The 19928-nt window shown below is 56.5% G+C and carries 17 protein-coding genes; 10 read left to right on the forward strand and 7 right to left on the reverse strand.

Translation table 11 applies throughout. The annotated features are described in order from the left end of the window. Position 1 precedes the first annotated feature (1 nt). From AC1RSM_RS14755 to AC1RSM_RS14765, 3 genes are all read left to right on the forward strand, one after another. Positions 2-697, forward strand: a complete 696-nt coding sequence (locus tag AC1RSM_RS14755) for a 5'-methylthioadenosine/adenosylhomocysteine nucleosidase (RefSeq protein ID WP_492933298.1) — start codon at positions 2-4, stop codon at positions 695-697. Positions 698-771: 74 nt separating this feature from the next. Continuing rightward, positions 772-1452 (forward strand): protein-L-isoaspartate O-methyltransferase family protein, encoded by a 681-nt coding sequence (locus AC1RSM_RS14760; RefSeq protein WP_492933299.1) that lies wholly within the window; start codon positions 772-774, stop codon positions 1450-1452. A 15-nt stretch (positions 1453-1467) separates the two neighbouring features. After that, positions 1468-2790, forward strand: a complete 1323-nt coding sequence (locus AC1RSM_RS14765) for a TolC family outer membrane protein (RefSeq protein WP_492933300.1) — start codon at positions 1468-1470, stop codon at positions 2788-2790. Between the two features lie 188 nt (positions 2791-2978). On the opposite strand, the gene rfaE2 is transcribed toward AC1RSM_RS14765, so the two are convergent. The 6 genes from rfaE2 to ubiE form a co-directional block, all read right to left on the reverse strand. After that, positions 2979-3461: a D-glycero-beta-D-manno-heptose 1-phosphate adenylyltransferase gene (rfaE2, locus tag AC1RSM_RS14770; RefSeq protein WP_492933301.1), complete on the reverse strand. Its 483-nt coding sequence runs from the start codon at positions 3459-3461 to the stop codon at positions 2979-2981. 1 nt (position 3462) lies between these two features. Continuing rightward, positions 3463-4332: a ferritin-like domain-containing protein gene (locus tag AC1RSM_RS14775; RefSeq protein ID WP_492933302.1), complete on the reverse strand. Its 870-nt coding sequence runs from the start codon at positions 4330-4332 to the stop codon at positions 3463-3465. Between the two features lie 175 nt (positions 4333-4507). After that, entirely contained in the window at positions 4508-6064 is a 1557-nt protein-coding gene (gene ubiB, locus AC1RSM_RS14780; RefSeq protein ID WP_492933303.1) for a ubiquinone biosynthesis regulatory protein kinase UbiB, read from the reverse strand. 2 nt (positions 6065-6066) lie between these two features. Continuing rightward, positions 6067-6696 carry a ubiquinone biosynthesis accessory factor UbiJ gene (locus AC1RSM_RS14785; protein WP_492933304.1) on the reverse strand — a complete coding sequence of 210 codons (630 nt, stop codon included), beginning with the start codon at positions 6694-6696 and terminating at the stop codon, positions 6067-6069. Positions 6697-6876: 180 nt separating this feature from the next. After that, positions 6877-7866: a Tim44 domain-containing protein gene (locus AC1RSM_RS14790; protein ID WP_492933305.1), complete on the reverse strand. Its 990-nt coding sequence runs from the start codon at positions 7864-7866 to the stop codon at positions 6877-6879. 207 nt (positions 7867-8073) lie between these two features. Further along, positions 8074-8844: a bifunctional demethylmenaquinone methyltransferase/2-methoxy-6-polyprenyl-1,4-benzoquinol methylase UbiE gene (ubiE, locus tag AC1RSM_RS14795; RefSeq protein ID WP_492933306.1), complete on the reverse strand. Its 771-nt coding sequence runs from the start codon at positions 8842-8844 to the stop codon at positions 8074-8076. Between the two features lie 258 nt (positions 8845-9102). Here ubiE and phoB point away from each other — a divergent pair, with 258 nt between their 5' ends. The 5 genes from phoB to AC1RSM_RS14820 all read left to right on the forward strand — a co-directional run bounded on the left by phoB (position 9103) and on the right by AC1RSM_RS14820 (position 13346). Next, positions 9103-9813 (forward strand): phosphate regulon transcriptional regulator PhoB, encoded by a 711-nt coding sequence (phoB, locus tag AC1RSM_RS14800; RefSeq protein WP_492933307.1) that lies wholly within the window; start codon positions 9103-9105, stop codon positions 9811-9813. A 4-nt stretch (positions 9814-9817) separates the two neighbouring features. Further along, complete coding sequence (gene phoR, locus AC1RSM_RS14805) at positions 9818-11116, forward strand: phosphate regulon sensor histidine kinase PhoR (protein WP_492933308.1); 1299 nt, start codon at positions 9818-9820, stop codon at positions 11114-11116. Between the two features lie 81 nt (positions 11117-11197). Beyond that, the gene (locus AC1RSM_RS14810) at positions 11198-11629 is read left to right on the forward strand and encodes a VOC family protein (protein ID WP_492933309.1); all 432 of its coding nucleotides are present in this window, start codon (positions 11198-11200) and stop codon (positions 11627-11629) included. A gap of 2 nt (positions 11630-11631) precedes the next feature. Continuing rightward, positions 11632-12330 carry a 5-oxoprolinase subunit PxpB gene (gene pxpB / locus AC1RSM_RS14815; RefSeq protein ID WP_492933310.1) on the forward strand — a complete coding sequence of 233 codons (699 nt, stop codon included), beginning with the start codon at positions 11632-11634 and terminating at the stop codon, positions 12328-12330. Continuing rightward, positions 12327-13346, forward strand: coding sequence for a 5-oxoprolinase subunit C family protein (locus AC1RSM_RS14820; protein ID WP_492933311.1), 1020 nt, complete (start codon positions 12327-12329; stop codon positions 13344-13346). The genes pxpB and AC1RSM_RS14820 overlap by 4 nt, the downstream gene beginning before the upstream one ends. A gap of 112 nt (positions 13347-13458) precedes the next feature. Here the strand turns inward: AC1RSM_RS14820 and ilvA are convergent, their stop codons facing one another. Further along, complete coding sequence (gene ilvA, locus AC1RSM_RS14825; protein WP_492933312.1) at positions 13459-14967, reverse strand: threonine ammonia-lyase, biosynthetic; 1509 nt, start codon at positions 14965-14967, stop codon at positions 13459-13461. Positions 14968-15120: 153 nt separating this feature from the next. On the opposite strand from ilvA, the gene AC1RSM_RS14830 reads away from it, so the two are divergent. After that, positions 15121-15663 (forward strand): YqaA family protein, encoded by a 543-nt coding sequence (locus tag AC1RSM_RS14830; protein ID WP_492933313.1) that lies wholly within the window; start codon positions 15121-15123, stop codon positions 15661-15663. 146 nt (positions 15664-15809) lie between these two features. Then, positions 15810-19751 carry a DUF3683 domain-containing protein gene (locus tag AC1RSM_RS14835; RefSeq protein ID WP_492933314.1) on the forward strand — a complete coding sequence of 1314 codons (3942 nt, stop codon included), beginning with the start codon at positions 15810-15812 and terminating at the stop codon, positions 19749-19751. Positions 19752-19928: the final 177 nt, after the last annotated feature.

Consider the following 19928-nt stretch of genomic DNA (forward strand, 5'->3'; position numbering starts at 1 on the left):
TATGTCTACACTTGGAATTATTGTCGCCATGCGCGAGGAGCTGGAAGTGGTACTGGAGCGCTTGCAAGAGCCCCAGACTCGCCAGCGCGCAGGCATGGATTTTCACTGCGGCACCTATCTGGGCAAACCCGTGGTGGCAGTCGTGTGTGGAGTGGGCAAAGTCAATGCGGCTGCCTGCACCCAGATGCTGATCTCGGAGTTCTCCGTGGGCAGCATCATCAATATCGGCATTGCCGGTGCCGTTGTACCCGAGATTCGGCCAGGCGATATTGTGATTGCTGATACCCTGGTTCAGCACGACGTGGAACTGAAAGCGCTGGGCCTGCCGCCCGGCCAGGTTTTCCGCCTGGATACCTTTGATTTCCCTGCCGATCCGGCCTTGCTGGCCATTGCGCAAGAAGCCGCGCAGCAGATCAAAGGCCATCAGGTCCACACCGGCCGAATTGTTACCGGCGACCAATTTATCGCATGTAACGATAAAATACAGTGGTTAAACGCCACCTTTACTGCCCTTGCCTGCGAAATGGAAAGTGGCGCCATTGCCCAGGTGTGCTATCTCAATACCGTGCCTTTTGTCTGCATACGCAGTATTTCAGACAATGCCAATAATGAAGCACACATGGATTTTGATACCTTTTTGCCAATAGCCGTTAACAACGCCAGCACCTTGCTACACGCCATGGTGCCGTCCTGCTAAGCCCACGCACGCATCTTTATTGATGCGCTGGCTTATAATCGGCTCTTTGCAAAGCCTTTAGTTTTCTGGAAGCTATGAACCACATCGCGCTGTCTGAACTCGAACGTGCCCGTTACTACATGGTGGAACAACAAATCCGTCCCTGGAACGTCTCCGACGAAAACGTGCTTAAAGCCCTAGTCGCGGTCCAGCGTGAGCGTTACGTTCCTTCGTCCTTGCGCTCTTCGGCCTTTTCGGACACCGAGCTGCCCCTGATCATCAACGCCGTGGATACCCACGAGACCATGCTCTCGCCCAAGGTTGAAGCCCGCCTGACTCAAGAGCTGCTTTTGCAAGCTAGCGATGGCGTACTGGAAATCGGTACGGGTTCGGGTTATCAAGCGGCTTTGGTTGCCCACCTGGCTCAGCAAGTGACTTCCGTCGAGATCGACAGCAAACTGGCGGCCTTCGCCCAGGAAAACCTGCAACGCAACAATGTGCGCAACGTCAAAGTTGAAGTGGGCGACGCACACGCAGGCTGGGGTACCACCGAGTACGACGCTATTTTGGTCACCGGCTCTGTGCCCACCATCCCTGACGCACTGAAGTACCAGCTCTGTATTGGGGGCCGTCTGGTTGTGGTGGTCGGTCAAAATCCGGTCATGACGGCCGTGCGCATTACACGCACCAGCGCGGCCAGCTTTGAGACCACGCCCCTGTTCGATACCTGGATCAAACCCTTGCGCGGCACCGCCGTCTCTCAATTTCGTTTTTAAGCCTCTATGCGGTTCATGACTTCTTTGCGCCTGGCGCTGCTCGCGCTGCTTACCTTAAGCGGCACTGCCCAGGCACAGGATCTGCTACAGGCCTGGAACCAGGCTCTGGCTCATGAACCTCAATTTGGCGCGGCCCAAGCCGCCCATCAGGCTGATCAGGAACAAGTCCCCCAAAGCCGGGCACAATTGCTTCCACAGATCAATGCGATCGGCACTGCCGAACTGCAAGAGCGCCGTCAAACCAGCAAGCTGTCCAATCAACACTCCAGCGACCGCGCTGCCTGGACGCTGACACTGAGCCAACCCGTTTACAACCGCAATGCCTGGGCACGTTACGAACGTGCTCAATTGCTGGCTCAAGGTGCAGACATTCAATTGACACTGGACCGCCAGGATTTAATGCTGCGCGTCAGCCAAAGTTATTTTGATGTGTTGGCAGCTCAAGACACCTTGTCCACGTTGAAAGCGCAGCAAGCCGCCATTGATGAGCAATTGCGCGCTGCAGATCAAAGCTTCCAGCTGGGTGGCACCACGATTACCGATACTTACGAGGCCAAGTCACGTCTGGATCTGACTCGCGCTAGCGTTTTGCAGGCCGAAAATGCTTTGCAAGTGGCCCAGGACAAGCTGGCTGCACTGACGCTGGAGCGCCCGGACAATCTGGCACGCCTGCGTGAACCCTTACGTTTACCCGCGCCCGAACCTGCGCGTCTGCAAGACTGGCTGGATCAATCCAGCCAATCCGGCTTGAATGTGGCCCTGGCGGATATCAAGGCCCGAGCCGCCGAAGAGCAGCTTAAAGGCACACAAGCTTTGCACGAGCCCACTCTGGCCCTAAAAGCGCAGACCGGTAGTGGTAGCGACCAAACACTGTTTGGGCAAGCGGGCGGTGGCCCTCGTTCCCAGAACAGTGCTTTGGGTCTGGAGCTGAGCATCCCGATTTTTAGGGGCGGTGAAACCAGCTCCCAAGTGCGAGAGCAAAGCTCCCGCCTGCAACAAGCTCGCTATGAACACCAGTTCGCTATTCAGCAATCCGTTCAGCAAACCCGCCAGTACTTCTCTGGCGTCACCACGGGCCTGGTGCGTGTGCAGGCCCTGGAAGCGGCCACCAAGTCCAGCCAGGACGCTGTAGAGGCGAATAAGCTGGCTTACGAGATTGGGGTGCGCGTCAATATCGACGTGCTCAATGCGCAGCAGCAACTTTACGAAGCGCAGCGCAGCCTGGCCCAAGCTCGCTATGAGGTCCTGATGAACAGCCTGCGTTTGAAAGCGGCCAGCGGCACGCTGAACGAAAATGATCTGCGAGCCGTGAACGAACTGCTTCAACCTGCTTCTTGAGCAGGGTATATCGCTGTTCCGGCCCCCACAAAGCCATAAGCAGCTCAATTCGACTGCCCAGCCCTCACCGTTGTAGTGATTAGGCAAACGGCCTCTCCGCCCGATAGCCTGAATAGTCCCCAGCCGATAAGCAAAAAAAATCCCGGGCTACGCCGGGAAATAAAATCTTCTAGTCTGTGACTGTCGCTTTATTCACGCAGTTTCTTCACCAGCGAGGTCGTGGAGCGCTGGAACTCGAAAGGAATCGCGCGAGCATCGCCACCCCAGCTACGTACCAGGGCTGTTTCGGGCAGGACTTCCATATCGTAGTCCCCACCTTTCACAATCAGGTCCGGCCGCAGAGCAGCGATCAAGGCTTCCGGCGTATCTTCCCCAAACAAGACCACCGCATCTACGCACTCCAAGGCCGCCAATAAAGCAGCGCGGTCTTGCTCGGCATTGATGGGGCGTTCAGGACCTTTATTCAGGCGACGCACCGAATCATCGGTATTCACGCCAACCACCAGAGAAGCCCCCAATTGAGCTGCCTCGTCCAGATAGCTGACGTGCCCACGGTGCAAGAGGTCAAACACACCGTTGGTAAAGACCAGCGGGCGCGCAAGGCGCCCCTGCTCCAGCGCTTCTGCCAAGGCTTCCTTTCCCAGGATCTTGGCCTCGAAACGCGCGCTCATATCAAACCTGCACCAAAGGCGTATCCGAGGAGACCTGACGCGCCAAATCTTTGCGGTAGCGGTTCAGTTCTTGCACGGTCTCAAAGGAGCTGCCCATCAGAAGCGACATATTGTGCAAGATGCGCGAGCTGACCTTGTGCTCCCATTCCTTGTCAAAGCGAATCTGCGTATCCAGCCAGTTTTCCAGCCAGCCGGGCGACGGCAGCTTGGACTGCACAGTGTCTTCAGGGAACATGGCTTTGTTCACGTGCAGATTGGTCGGGTGCAAGGCCTGAGCGGTACGGTGAGCCGATGCCATGAGCACGCCAATCTTGGAAAAAGCCAAGCGGGCCTGCAGGCCAAATTCCTGGCCTTTATGGACCAGAGCACGTTTCATGTAGCGCAAGTATGCACCGGCGTGACGGGCTTCATCCTGAGCCACAATCTTGTAGATCGCCTTGATAACAGGTTCGGTGTGCCAATCAGCCGCACGACGGTACCAATGATTCAGACGCACTTCGCCGCAAAAGTGCAGCATCAGTGTTTCCATGGCCGGTGCCGGGTCGAAGTCAAAACGCACTTTGTGCAGTTCTTCTTCAGTAGGCATCAATTCAGGACGGAAACGGCGCAGGTATTCGATCAAGACCAGCGAGTGCTTTTGCTCTTCAAAAAACCAGACGGACATAAAGGCGCAAAAGTCGCTGTCATCTTTATTGTCACGCAGGAACATTTCAGTAGCAGGCAAAGCAGCCCACTCGGTAATGGCGTTCATTTTGATGGTGTAAGCCTGCTCGTCGCTGAGCTTGGTGCCATCAAAGTCATCCCACGGTATGTCATGCGCGAAATTCCAGCGCACCGCTTCCATGGATTTGAATAAGTCATGGTAAAGCATAACGATTCCTAAAAAGAATCAAGCGGTTCCTTGAGGGCGGCCATTTACCGTCCGGAAGGCGCCGGAAAGCGCCAGCTTTTAGTTCAAGCTGGCGGACCTGCGTCTATCGTAGAACCTGCAGTTATCAGAAATATGTCAGCTACAAAAAAACTGACGCGTTGCGGGAAGATCATAGTTATCGCCCCACCAAAGCCCAGATAGCCACCGCCAATGCCACCGCGAGTACAGCACATAACACGGTCAGCAAACGGTTGGCCTGCTGTTGCGACTGGCGCAACAGCTTGAGTTCCTGGTTCAACGCCTGCCCTGTATCCGGTCTATTCAGGGAGGAATACACCAGACGCGGAAGCTGCGGCATGATCTGGGCCCACTGCCCCGCTTCCTGTTTCAAACGCGAATAAAAGCCCGATGGACCAATACGTTGGTACATCCACTTTTCCAGATAAGGTTTGGCGGTATCCCAAAGATCCAGTTCCGGATCCAGGTCCCGCCCCATCCCTTCCACATTCAGAAGGGTTTTCTGCAGCAGCACCAGCTGCGGCTGAATTTCTACATTGAACCGGCGCGAGGTCTGGAACAGACGCAAAAGCACTTGTCCCAGGGAAATTTCCGACAAGGGCCGGTCAAAATACGGTTCACATACGGCGCGTACCGAGCCTTCCAGCTCTTCTTCGCGGGTTTCAGGTGGCACCCAGCCGGACTCAATATGCAATTGAGCAACCCGGCGGTAATCGCGCCGAAAGAACGCCAGGAAGTTCTGTGCCAGATAGTTTTTGTCGAACTCGGACAAAGAACCCACAATCCCGAAATCCAGGGCGATATAACGCCCCAAGGTTTCTGGTGCATCCGAGACATAAATATTGCCAGGATGCATATCGGCGTGGAAAAAACCGTCCGTGAAAACCTGGGTGAAGAAAATCTCCACGCCTTTACGTGCCAGATCCTTCAAATCCACATTGGCTGCACGCAAACGCTCAATCTGATTGACCGGAATTCCCTTCATGCGATCCATCGTAAACACGGTGGAGGCGCAATAGTCCCAATGGACCTCAGGCACCATTAGAAGTTCGATACGTTCGGGATCTTTGGTGAAGTTGCGGCGTAGCTGGCTGCAATTGGAGGCTTCACGAATCAGGTCCAGCTCGTCGTTGAGATACTTGTCGAACTCGGCCACAACCTCGCGTGGTTTCAGGCGGCGGGCATCAGCACCCAGACGTTCCATGAACGCGGCCAGCACACGCATCAAGCGCAAGTCTTTGTGGATGACTTCACGCATACCGGGCCGCAACACCTTCACGGCAACTTCGCGGCCATCGTGAAGTTCGGCAAAGTGGACCTGTGCAATCGATGCCGAGGCAATCGGTTCACGGTCAAACTTCTTGAATAGTTCGTAAGGAGTCGCGCCCAATGCCTTCAGGATAGTGGCTTCTGCCACTTCCGACGGGAAGGGAGGTACGCGGTCTTGCAGCATGGCCAACTGCTCGGCAATATCCAGCGGGATCAAGTCCCGGCGGGTGGAGAGCACCTGACCGAATTTCACAAAAATGGGGCCCAGGCTTTCCAGCGCCAGACGCAGGCGTACGCCGCGTGGCAGCTTGGGCTTGCGGCCCAGGCGCGCAATGCGCAGCATGCGCGATGCCCAAGGATGACGAATACCGGATAGAACCAGCTCATCCAGGCGATAACGGAAAACCACCAGCAGGATAGTCAGCAGACGACACAAGGAAAACATGCTCAGGACTCCCGCCGACGAACATCAAGACGATTCAAACGCCGTTCCAACTCGTCCAGACGTTGAGCCAGACCGCCGGACTGCTCGCGCAGCCGTTCCAGCTCGGGGCGTGTCACTAATAAAGCACTTTCTTCAGTCAAATATTCGCTGGCATTGCCCGCCAGCCGCTGGCCCAGATCACGCAAGCCAAAAAAGGCCCGGCGCGCACCACTGAACAAGCGCACGGCCATGACATCACCCACAATCTTGGCCAAATCGTGTTCAGCGTCCCAACGCAGATTGGCTGCCAAATCCGACACCAGATTCGCCAGCCCCGCTTCACCCTGGACATGCATTAACTGCGCCACACGGCTAAAGTCGCCATCCTGCAGGACTTGCGGCAGCTCGGGCAGCTTGTCTTGAGGCAGCGTCAGGGTGACATCGGGGACAACTGCTGGGTGACCCAGCTCCAGCGTTCCTTGAGAACTGATGGTGTAGACCAGTTGCAGACGACCCACTACCAGCGAGACGGTTTTACCCGAGTAGCTGCGCAAACGCTCACGCGCCCAATCTTCGCGGTCAAGCAAAGCATTAAGCAAACGCACGCCCACGGCGCCAGGATCTAGGAATGAGGGGATACCAAGCATGTCCATGCAAGTCTACTGCCGAGGCAAGTAAACCAGTCCAGTTAAAACAGCCAGTTTAACCCGACACAGACACGGCCGGATGCACAAGGCTAAAGGAACATGGGCAGATGGGATCACGGGGAAAGGCAAGCGTTCATAACAGAACAGCCGCCCTGTCTAAAAGGCGGCTGTCTGTCTGAAAGGCGATCAAGAATTAGGATCAACCGGGATTTGCTGAATACCAGCCAACAGCCAACCAGCGCCATCAGCCTTGAACAGGTTCCAGACTTCCTCAAAACGGAAGGCTTCAGCACCTTGTTCTTCACGCAACATACCCGAGTAGCGCACGCTGGCCAGATGGCCGTCAGCCACTTTTTCGATACCCAACAGTTCAGCGTTCAGCAGCACGACTTGGGTGACGTTATCACCTTGACGCTGTGCAATCTGAGGGGAAGCTTCTTTAAGCAGATCATCGGTCAAGTAGGTACGCAGTTGTTCTACGTCCCCCTTGTCCCACAGCTTCTGAATTTCCACGAACTGGGTCTTGGCGTTAGCCAGGAAAGTGGGGGTATCAAAGTCACCGGGGATGAACCAGCTCTCGTCTACTGGCGGTGCTGGAACAGCGGCCGCAGCAGCAGGTTGAACAGCAGCAGGAGCGGCAGCGGGCATAGGAGCCGGTGCGGCCTTAGGCTGTTGCCAAGGGCTAGGAGCAGGATCAGCATTGCGCATCATGGACTGACCGCCGGCCTGCTGCATGGCAGGACGCGCAGCCGAACCGCGGAAACGGCGCACGATGAACAGGACGGCGAAAATCACCAGACCGATCAGCAACATGCTGGACATCATTTCAAGGAAAGCACCGCCCAGACCCATGCTGGAGAGCAATGCAGCGATACCCAGACCGGCAGCGATACCGGCAATCGGGCCCAAGAAACGGGACATGCCGGACTTGGCGGCCGTACCAGCAGCTGCGGCACCGGCAGCGCCAGCAGCAGGAGCTGCCGAACGTGTGGCGTTATTGGCCGCGGCGGGAGGCGTTGCTGCAGAACGGTTGCTAGTGATATTGGAGGACTGGCGACCAAAGCTGGAACCACCGCCCATGCGACGTGCTTCCGCATCATAAGAAACGGTCAGCAAAGCGCCGGTGCTAAAAGCCAGCACAGCAGCCATGAACAAACGAGAAAGCCGTCGAGACATAGTCAAAACTCCTGACCAAAATGAGCGGTTTGCGTTGCGGGGCAAGCCCCGCGCAATCTCATCCCAGTCGATTATTCAGGAAAACTTACGATAAGCTGAACATTAACATGACAAGTAGTCATGCACCATGTTTTTTTTACCGCTGATTACAGACGAAAAACGAACGGCACCTGAAGGTGCCGCTGTTTACCTAGGGACAAGCCGGAATCAATCCAGACGAATGCCTTCGTGCAGCGCGGCAACACCGGCTGTCAAATTGAAGTATTGCACACGCTCCAGGCCCACTTCGCGCATCATTTCGGCCAGGGTTTCCTGATCGGGGTGCATGCGAATGGATTCAGCCAGATAGCGGTAGCTTTCTTCGTCCTTGGCAACAAACTTGCCAATACGAGGCAGGATATTGAAGGAATACCAGTCATAAGGAGCCTGCAAAGGCTTGGCTACGCGGGAGAACTCCAGCACCAGCAATTTACCGCCAGGACGCAATACCCGTTTCATTTCAGCCAAGGCGCGATCTTTGTGCGTCATATTACGCAAGCCAAAGGCCACCGACACGCGGTCAAAATAGCCATCTGGGAAAGGCAGATGCTCAGCGTCACAAACCGTCACCGGTGTGATGATGCCTTTATCTTGCAGACGATCACGGCCCACGCGCAGCATGGAGCTATTGATGTCGGTATGCCAGACCTCGCCGTCGGCACCGGCCTGACGGGCAAAGGTTTTGGTCAAGTCGCCCGTTCCAGCCGCAATATCCAGCACTTTCATACCAGGGCGCACGGCGGCACGCCCGATCGTGAAGGCTTTCCAGATACGGTGCAGACCGCCCGACATCAAGTCATTCATGATGTCGTAGTTATTAGCTACCGAATGAAAAACCTGGGCAACTTTGCCGGCTTTTTCGCTTTCGGCCACGGTTTGAAAGCCGAAATGTGTGTCGGCCTTCTGGGCGGAGGAGTGTTGAGGGCGCTGTTTTTCCATAGTGGCATAATCGTAACGCAGATTTCCCGGTACAGAAACGAAAATCCGGCTCGCTGGCAGACTCCTATTTATGGACGTTCACAAACCTGAAACATTAACGCCATATGATGGCGTTATTACGAGCAGTCAGGGATGATTCAGCGCCCCCGTTTTGCTCTTGAAAGCCCCTGTCACCCAGACATTCCGGCCCATCAAGAACAAGACGCCTCGCCTGCCTGACCATCTTTTATTTTTTATCGGACCAGTCTGAAGCTAACAATGAGTACAAGCATATTAGTCGTGGAAGATGAGCCTGCGATCCAGGAACTGATCTCTGTCAATCTGTCCTTTGCCGGCCATAAAGTGCTGCGCGCCTTCGATGCCGAACAAGCCCAGATCCTGATTCGTGCCGAGCTGCCCGATCTGATTCTGGTGGACTGGATGCTGCCGGGCTCTTCGGGCATTAACCTGGCCCGCAAGTTGCGCTCGGACGAACGCACCCGCCATATCCCCGTCATCATGCTGACTGCCAAAGGTTCAGAGCAAGACAAGGTGGATGGCCTGGAAGCCGGTGCAGACGATTACATCACCAAGCCATTTTCGCCCAAAGAGTTGATTGCCCGCATCAAGGCGGTACTGCGCCGCCGTGCACCCCAGTTGACCGATGATGTCATCGCAATTGGCAATTTGCAGTTGGACCCCAGCACGCACCGCCTGTCCAGCCAGGGCATGGCACTGACCATTGGCCCTACCGAATTTCGTCTGCTGCATTTTTTCATGACCCACACCGAGCGCGTCTTTACCCGCTCGCAGTTGCTGGATCAGGTTTGGGGCGATCACGTCTTTGTGGAAGAACGTACGGTAGATGTGCATATCCGCCGCCTGCGCAAAGCGCTGGAACCCAGCGGACATGACAAACATATTGAAACGATCCGTGGCTCAGGCTATCGTTTTGCCCTTTCCCCACTGGAAAAGGCACCAACTGCCTGATCCCATGTTCAGCATATTCACGTCTATTGTTATCTGGGCCCTTCTGGGCACCGTACTTGGCTGGTGGCTAGGTCCCGTAATTGGCTTGGCTTTGTTTTGTGGTGGCCTATTGATGCTGATCTTTATCAGCACCTTGCAGCTTTCCCGCGTGGAACGCTGGACCCGCAATCTCAGTGACCCGCCCCCTCCTGCCATCGGCCCTTGGGACGCGATTCTGGCTCCGGTTTACCGCCAGTTGCGGCGTGATCGTCAGGAAATACAAGATCTGAACCGTTACGTAGACGGCATCATGATGGCAGCCGAGGCCTTGCCCGACGGCGCGATCACCATGAACGGGGACATGGAACTGCAATGGTGCAACCAGACGGCCTGTGACCATATAGGCTTGAATCTGGCGACCGACCGGCATCACAGCATCTTCAACATTTTGCGGGAACCCGAGTTTTCGCGTTACGCACGTCAGCCCCAGTGGGACGGCCCCTTGCTGATGCACCTGAGCAAAGATGGGCGTGAACGCTCCTTGCTGCTGCAGCTGACCCCCTACGGATTAGGCCAGTTTCTGATCGTGACTCGCGACGTCACCCAGGTAGAAATGCTGGAGACCACCCGCAAAGACTTCGTTGCCAACGTCTCGCATGAATTGCGTACTCCCTTGACGGTGCTGCTGGGCTTTTTGGAAACCCTGCAAGACATGCCGCCCGAAAGCTTGCCTATGGAGCAGCGCCAGCGCTACGAACAAATGATGCTGGAGCAAACACGCCACATGCAGTCGATTGTGTCGGATCTGCTGACCCTGTCCTCGCTGGAGTCCTCTCCAACGGTGGAAGGCGAAACCGTGCAGGTCAGCCAGCTGATCCACAACGCCTTAAAGCAAGGTGAGGCCATTTCTGGCGGCCAACACCACTTTGTCACCGATATCGACCCCCGTCTGGCCATCCAGGGAATGGAAACCGAACTGAGCTCGGCCGTCTCCAACCTGATTACCAATGCGGTGCGCTACACCCCGAAGGACGGCACCATTACCGTGCGCTGGTATTTGAATGACAGCGGCGAAGCCTGTTACTCGGTTCAGGACACCGGCATCGGGATTGCAGCCCAAGATATTCCACGTCTGACCGAACGCTTTTACCGCGTCGATAAAGGGCGTTCACGCTCTACCGGCGGCACAGGTTTGGGGCTGGCCATTACGAAACACATCATCGTGCGACATAATGCCGACCTGCAAATCCAGAGCCGTTTAGGGGTAGGCAGCGTGTTTATGTTGCGTTTCCCCAAGAGCCGAATTCGACTGCAGGACAGCTAAAGTCCATAGGGGCCATATTGGCCCTACAATAATCGGCTCTGAAGACCACGTTGGCGGCCTTGCGCCGCACAGGAGCCAAGCATGTCAAATACCAACGAGCTGCGCCCTTTCCACCTGGCTTTTCCAGTCCATGACCTGGCTGTTGCACGCCAGTTTTATGGGCAGACTCTGGGCTGTCCAGAAGGCCGATCCTCCGATCAGTGGATTGACTTTAACTTCTACGGCCACCAGATCGTGGCTCACCTGGCACCGTCCGAATGCGGCAGCAACGCCACCAGCGCCGTTGACGCGCACAATGTGCCCGTGCGCCACTTTGGCGTCGTGCTGGATATGTCTACCTGGCAAACGCTGGCTGACAAGTTAGTGGCTGCTGGCACCGAATTTGTGATCGAACCCTACATCCGCTTCAAAGGCGAACCTGGCGAACAAGCCACCATGTTCTTCATGGACCCTTCGGGCAATGCCTTGGAATTCAAAGCCTTCAACAACCTGGATTCCCTTTTCGCTAAATAAAGATGCACACGTCCTGGCAACTTACTGAGCAAGGCGACCGCTGCCTGCTGGTGCAGTTCAGCGGTGAGCTTTCTTTGGACACAGGTTTGCGTTGTACACGCGCAGCACGACTGCTGCGCGCGAACGCACCAGCCTGCGTCAGTGATCTGGTTCCCAGCTTTACCGCTGTCGCCATCCACTTCTACCCGGATGGCAGCAGCGATCAGCTGGAACGCCTGCACGAGTATGTCCATCAGGCCCTAGCCGAGCTAGATGACAGCCAGGATCAGGCCGCGCCTGGCACCTTGGTAGAGATTCCGGTGTGCTACGGCGGCCCCTTTGGCCCCGACCTGCCCGCCATTGCCGAGCAGTTGGGGCTAAGCCAAGAACAAGTTATCGAGCTGCACAGCAGTCAGGTACAACTGGTATTCATGGTGGGTTTCGCGCCCGGTGCTCCCTATGTGGGCATCTTGCCCGAGCAATTGAATGTGCCGCGCCGTGCCACACCCCGCACAGTTCTGCCTAAAGGCTCGGTTGCCATCGCCAATCAGCAAAGCATTATTTACCCCAATGAATCTCCCGGCGGCTGGCATTTGATTGGCCGCTCGCCCGTTAATTTGTTCGATGCCCGGCGCTCTCCAGCGGCCCTGCTCGCCCCCGGCGATCAAGTCCGTTTTGTACCGCTGCCGCACGACCAGTTTGAGCAGTGGACGCCCACATGACGGTGCATATTCTTAAACCCGGCATGATGAGCAGCCTGCAAGACCGGGGCCGTTATGGACACCAGCACCTGGGCGTATCGCCTAGTGGCGCAATGGATGAACGAGCCCACCGCCTTGCCCACTTGCTGGCAGGCAATACCGCCGAACATGATTTGGCCAGTCTGGAAATAACCGTACAAGGCCCCAGCCTGCGCTTTGATAGACCTGCGTTGTTTGTGCTTACCGGTGCAGACCTGAACGCCACACTGGATGGCCAAGCGGTGGCTGTCTTGCGCCCTACTTTGGCGCGCAGCGGACAAACACTGAGCCTACAAGCCGCCAAACCCGGCCAGGGCGCCCGAGCCTATCTGTCCGTATTTGGCGGCTTTCAAGTCGAATCCTTGCTAGGCAGTCAAAGCACTCATATGCGCGTGGGCCTAGGCGGTTTTGAAGGCCGCGCGTTAAAGAAAGAGGATCAGCTTGGGCTGGCTCAGTCATTGCCTGACAACGAAGACGCGCTGAACCAACTGCAAGACGCAGTGGATGAATTGCGTATTTACATGCCTGCGGCGTTGGCTCTGCCTCCTAGAGAACGTCTACGAGTCATCCTGGATCAGGCAGACTTGTTCACTGATGAGTCGCTGGCACTTTTTCAAAGCCAGAGCTATCGAATCAGCCCCGCCTCTGAGCGCATGGGTTATCGCCTTGAAGGCCAGCCCCTACAGCGCAAGAACCCCAAAGAGCTGCTGTCTGCCCCAACCTGCTTTGGAACCATTCAGGTTCCTAACGATGGCCAACCCATTGTGCTGATGGCTGACCGCCAAACGACAGGCGGCTACCCTCGTATTGGCCAAGTGGCCAGCGTGGACCTGGCCCAAGTCGCCCAACGCCTTCCAGGCCAGAACCTGGGTTTTGAAGTCGTGACGCTGGAACAAGCACATGCCTTGGCCACGCGCCAGGAACAAGCCTTTATGCGGCTTAACGAGAGCCTGGAGCCTTTGCGGCAGGCTTTGGCGCGATGTCTGGTAGCGACTTAAGTCGTTAAGCCCAGCCCCCATAAAAAAACACCCCACTGAACAGTGAGGTGTTTTTTTTACTGAGTCGGAGATCCAGATATCACACGGTGGCTAGCCACCGTGCCTTCCTTGCTTACAGGAACAGCTTGTAAGCCGGGTTATCAGTCTCGTCCCAGTGCGGGTAGCCCAGATTGCCCAGGAATGCCTTGAATTCCTTTTTATCGGAAGACGGCACCTGGATACCGATCACGATGCGACCGTAGTCGTCACCTTGGTTACGGTAGTGGAACAAGCTGATATTCCAGTCCTGGTTCATGCTGGACAAGAATTTGCGCAAAGCACCAGGGCGCTCTGGAAACTCGAATCGCAGCAAGACTTCATTCGTGGCTTGAGTCGAGGTCCCGCCCACCATATGACGCAAATGGGTTTTAGCCAATTCGTTACCCGTCAGGTTCAACGTGCCAAAGCCTTTCTTGACGAAACGCTCTTCCAGCTTCTCGATCTCGGCTTCCGAGGAAATCGACATCCCCACAAAGACGTGCGCCTTTTCAGGGTTGGACATGCGGTAATTGAACTCAGTCACCGAGCGCGTTCCCAAAGCATCACACAAACGGCGGAAGCTGCCTTTGGTCTCGGGGATTGTCAGCGCAAACAAGGCCTCACGAGCCTGGCCCACATCCGCACGCTCTGCCACCATGCGCATGCGGTCAAAGTTCATGTTCGCGCCCGAGGTGACGGCGATCAAAGTTTTGTTTTTAAGCTTGTGCTGGGCGGCATAGCGTTTGGCACCGGCCAAGGCCAAAGCGCCTGCAGGCTCCAGTACGCTGCGCGAATCCTGGAAAACATCTTTGATTGCCGCGCAAATTGCATCGGTATCAACGATGACAAAATCGTCCACATACTGACGCACCAGACGAAAGGTCTCAGAGCCTACTTGCTTGACCGCTGTGCCATCAGAGAACAGTCCCACGTCAGTCAAGTTGACACGTCGGCCCGCCTTGATGCTGCGCACCATGGCACAGGAATCCTCGGTTTGGACACCAATCACTTTGATTTCTGGGCGCAAGGCTTTGATGTAGGTCGCGACGCCTGCCGCCAGACCACCCCCACCGATAGCGACAAACACCGCTTCAATCGGGCCGGGGTGTTGCTGCAGGATTTCCATAGCCACCGTGCCTTGCCCGGCGATCACGTCTGGATCGTCAAAGGGGTGCACAAAGGTCAGGCCTTCGCTTTTTTGCAGTTCCAAGGCGTGCTGGTAAGAGTCGGAGTAGCTCTCGCCTACCAGGACCACTTCACCACCCAGATTACGCACGCCATCAATCTTGACTTGCGGGGTAGTGGTAGGCATCACAATCACGGCACGGCAGCCCAGCTTTTTCGCCGACATCGCCACACCTTGAGCGTGGTTGCCAGCCGATGCTGCCAACACGCCTCGTTTGAGTTCTGCGGCCGACAAGTTGGCCATTTTGTTATAGGCACCGCGCAGCTTGAAACTGAAGACAGGTTGGTAGTCTTCACGCTTGAGCAGCACCGTGTTACTAATTCGTGCCGAAACCTGAGGAGCGAGTTCAAGTGGTGTTTCGATGGCTACATCGTACACTTTCGAGGTCAGAATGCGCTTTAGGTAATCGTTCGACATGTTTCAGGCTTCAATTAACAACCGGTTTTGCCACCACGGCCAATCCCAAGCCCCTGCCTGGGACCGCTCACCGGGAAAGAAAAACAGAATACCATAGGCGCATGCCCTAACCAGCGTCCATTCTTCCTTTCGCCTTCCACTGCCTCTGACCCTATGCAAGCCTGGACCTCCGATCTTATCTCTTGGTTCTTGACCACCCTGTCTCTGCCCGAGGTGGGCTTGAGCGCCATTTTCGTTGTCAGCCTGGTCTCTGCCACTTTGCTCCCCCTTGGGTCAGAGCCTGCAGTCTTTGCCTATATCAACCTGGCCCCGGACATGTTCTGGCCCGCCGTGCTGATTGCCACTGTCGGCAATACCGCGGGTGGTGCTATCAGTTACGCCATGGGCCTAGCCGCCGAGAAAGCCTACGAAGCCTGGCGCTTGAAACATCCGCACAGTGACGAAGAAGGGCAAACACCCAAGAACAAGGCGGCTGGCCGCTGGCATGAGCTGGGGCAGCGCTGGCTAACCCGCATGGGCCCTCCCGCCCTGCTCTTGTCCTGGCTACCCGTAGTGGGCGACCCCCTTTGCGCTGTTGCCGGTTGGTTACGTCTGCCGTTTTGGCCCTGCGTGTTCTACATGGGCGTGGGAAAACTGGCGCGCTATATCACCATGACGGCCGGCCTACTGTGGATTTTTCCCAAACTCGGTTGGTAAATAGCTGCAAACTCGCTGTAAACGCCCCCTTATCACCCAACTGCCGCTTTAGTAAGGGGGCAGCCTGCCTGTGATTCGTATACACTTGCCTTTTGCCTATCTGCTCCTCGCTGAGCCGCCCTTGACGGGCCTTGCCAACTATCGCCATGAACGCCCCCATTGCAAGCAAGCACCTGGCCGCCCAGGCATGCAACAACGACACGCCGCGTCTGCGTGAAATCCCCTACAACTACACCTCTTACTCAGACCGGGAAATTATCCTGCGACTGCTGGGTGAGGAAGCTTGGGAAAAGCTGTCGGAGCTACGCTCCGAGCGCCGAACCGGCCGATCCGCACGCATGCTGTTTGAAGTGCTGGGGGATATCTGGGTCGTCAAGCGCAACCCCTATTTGCAGGACGATCTGCTGGACAATCCCAAGCGCCAGCATCAACTGATCGAAGCGCTAAACCATCGTCTGAACGAAATCGACCAGCGCCGTGATAGTGCTGTGCCTGATCGTGATGCGAAGGTATTGCGCCTGCTGCACGCTGCCCGTGGCGCTGTTGCTGCCTTCGAGCAAGAATTTACCGATACCCGCGCCCTGCGCCAGCAAATTGTGCGCTCCCTGTCGCGCCTGACCGCCAAGGACAACATCAAGTTTGATGGCCTCTCGCGTGTCTCGCATGTGACGGATGCTACAGACTGGCGGGTGGAATATCCCTTTGTCGTGCTCACCCCTGATCACGAAAACGAGATGGCTGCCCTGGTTCGCGCCTGTATTGAGCTGAAACTGACCATCATCCCGCGTGGGGGTGGTACAGGTTATACCGGCGGAGCCATTCCGCTGAGCTGGCGCTCGGTTGTCATCAATACCGAAAAGCTGGACACGATAGGCAAGCCTGAAAAAACCACCTTGCCCGGCATGAGCGAACCCGTCACCACCATTTTGACGGGTGCCGGTGTCGTCACCCGCCGTGTTGCGGATGCTGCTGAAACCGCGGGCACCGTTTTCGCGGTGGACCCAACATCAGCTGATGCGTCCTGTGTGGGCGGCAATATCGCCATGAACGCCGGTGGCAAGAAAGCGGTGTTGTGGGGTACGGCGTTGGACAACCTGGCCTGGTGGCGCATGGTTGATGCCCAGGGCAACTGGCTGGAAGTGACCCGCCTTGAGCACAATATGGGCAAAATCCACGATGTGGAAATGGCCCACTTTGAAGTGAAATGGTTTGATGGTCGTTTCGCACCCGGCGCACAATTGCTGCGTAGCGAGACCCTGCATATTGAAGGTCGCCGCTTCCGCAAGGAAGGTCTGGGTAAAGACGTTACCGACAAATTCCTGGCTGGCCTGCCCGGTATCCAGAAAGAAGGCTGTGATGGCTTGATTACTCAAGCCCGCTGGGTGCTGCACCGTATGCCTGCGCATACCCGCACCGTCTGTATGGAGTTTTTCGGCCAGGCCAAACAGGCCGTGCCCTCCATTGTGGAAGTCATTGACTACCTGAACGGCGAAGGCAAGCGCATCGGCGCTATCTTGGCTGGTCTGGAACACCTGGACGAGCGCTACCTGCGTGCGGTGGGCTATGCCACCAAGAGCAAGCGCGACGGCCTGCCCAAGATGGTGCTGATTGGCGACATCGTCGGTGACGATCCAGACGCCGTGGCCACCGCAGCCTCTGAAGTAGTGCGTCTGGCCAATGGCCGCGCCGGTGAAGGTTTTGTGGCCGTCAGCGCCGAAGCCCGCAAGAAGTTCTGGGCCGACCGTGCACGTACCGCCGCCATTGCCCGCCACACCAACGCCTTCAAGATCAACGAAGACGTGGTGATCCCCTTGCGCCGCATGGGTGAATACACCGAAGAAATTGAACGCATCAATATTGAACTGTCCACGGACAACAAGCTGCGCCTGACTCGTGAGCTGGAAGACTTCCTGCAGGGCGATCTTCCCGTAGGCAAGATCGAAGACCACAGCGATGCAGAGCACACACGCGAAGAGATCCTGAACGAGCGCCGCCACGATGCGCTGCAGGTTGTGCGCGATGTCCAACGCCGCTGGCAGTGGCTGCAAGACAATCTGGATGCGTCTTTGCAAGACTCGCAGGCTGCGCTGGCTGAAATCGGTGTGCCGCTGGACCAGGCCACGATTCAAACCCGCCTGCAAGAAGCGCCTGACACCTCGATTTTCCAGCTCTTGCAAGATCACACGATCCGCACGTCCTGGAAGAGCGAGATTCGCGAGAATCTGGAACACATCTTCCCCGGTGCGGACTGCGCGGCTGTCTTGACCGAGCTGCAAGGCATTCACGACCGTGTGCTGAAAAGCCGTGTGTTCGTGGCTCTGCACATGCACGCGGGCGACGGCAACGTACACACCAACATCCCCGTGAACTCGGACGATTACGGCATGCTGCAGCAAGCCAATATCACCGTGGCACGTATCATGCAGATCGCTCGCAGCCTGGACGGGGTAATTTCGGGTGAACACGGAATCGGGCTGACCAAGTACGAATTCCTGACGCAAGAAGAACTGGAACCGTTCCAAAACTACAAGCGCGAAGTCGACCCCAACAATCACTTCAACGCTGGCAAGCTGATGCCCGGCGCGGATTTGAGCCGCGCCTGGACACCTAGCTTCAATCTGCTGGGCCACGAATCGCTGATCATGCAACGCAGCGAAATCGGCTCCATCTCCCACGCCATCAAAGACTGCCTGCGCTGCGGTAAATGCAAACCGGTCTGTGCCACCCATGTGCCACGTGCCAACCTGCTGTACTCGCCACGCAACAAAATTCTGGCAACGTCCTTGCTGATCGAAGCTTTCCTGTACGAAGAGCAAACCCGTCGCGGCATCAGCTTAAAGCACTGGGAAGAATTTGAAGACGTAGGCGATCACTGCACCCTGTGCCACAAGTGCTACAACCCCTGTCCGGTGGATATCGACTTTGGCGATGTCTCCATGGAAATGCGCTCCTTGTTGAGCCGCATGGGCAAAAAGTCCTTTAACCCAGGCTCGGCCGCGGCCATGTTCTTTTTGAACGCCAAGGACCCTCGCGTCATCAAGGCTACCCGTACTGCCATGATTGATGTGGGCTACAAGGCCCAGCGTGCCGTTCATAATCTGCTGGCCGCACCGGCCCGCAAGCAAGTCAGTGCGCCTCCCGCCACCATTGGCAAAGCGCCAATTCGCGAACAGATTATTCACTTCATCAACCGCAAGATGCCCGGCGGCCTGCCCAAGCAGACAGCCCGTAAATTGCTGGATATTGAAAACTCGGATTACGTACCTATCATCCGTGACCCAAGCGCGACCTCGGTCGACTCGGAAGCCGTGTTCTACTTCCCCGGCTGTGGTTCCGAGCGCCTGTTCTCCCAAGTGGGTCTAGCTACCCAAGCCATGCTCTGGCACGTAGGCGTGCAAACCGTTCTGCCCCCCGGCTACCTGTGCTGTGGTTACCCGCAGCGCGGCAGCGGTCAGAGCGACAAGGCAGAAAAGATCATTACCGATAACCGTGTGCTGTTTCACCGCATGGCCACTACCCTGAACTACCTGGATATTAAAACCGTGGTGGTCAGCTGTGGTACCTGCTATGACCAGCTGGCCGGTTATGAGTTCGACAAGATCTTCCCCGGCTGCCGCTTGATCGATATCCACGAGTACTTGCTGGAAAAAGGCTTGAAGCTGGAAGATGTGCAAGGCGTGCGCTACATGTACCACGATCCTTGCCACAGCCCCATGAAGCTGCAAGACCCCATGAAAACGGTTAAATCCCTGGTGGGCGAGAGCACCATCAAGACAGACCGTTGCTGTGGTGAGTCGGGCACGCTGGCTGTGTCGCGACCAGACATCTCCACCCAAATCCGTTTCCGCAAGCACGAAGAACTGCAAAAGAACCAGGACACTGTACGTGCCGATGGTTTCCAGGGCGAGGTCAAAGTGCTGACGTCCTGTCCGTCCTGCCTGCAAGGTTTGTCCCGTTACGAGGACGAAACCAAGATGGATGCGGATTACATCGTGGTGGAAATGGCCAAGCACATGCTGGGCGAGAACTGGATGGCGGACTACGTGCGCCGCGCCAATGATGGTGGTATCGAACGCGTTCTGGTGTAATCCGGACGCATCACTCCCCCTGAACAGGCCGGCTTTATGTCGGCCTGTTTTGTAAGAGTTGGAGTATCCTTTTACCGCTGGGCCGCCCCAAGGTAAAAGCGCCCCCTTGGGGGGCAGCAAGCCAAAGGCGCAGCGTGGGGGCTTCCCTTTACCGCCGGGCCGCCCCAAGGTAAAAAC

Source organism: Alcaligenes sp. GW821-FHT11D07 (genome assembly GCF_058808495.1).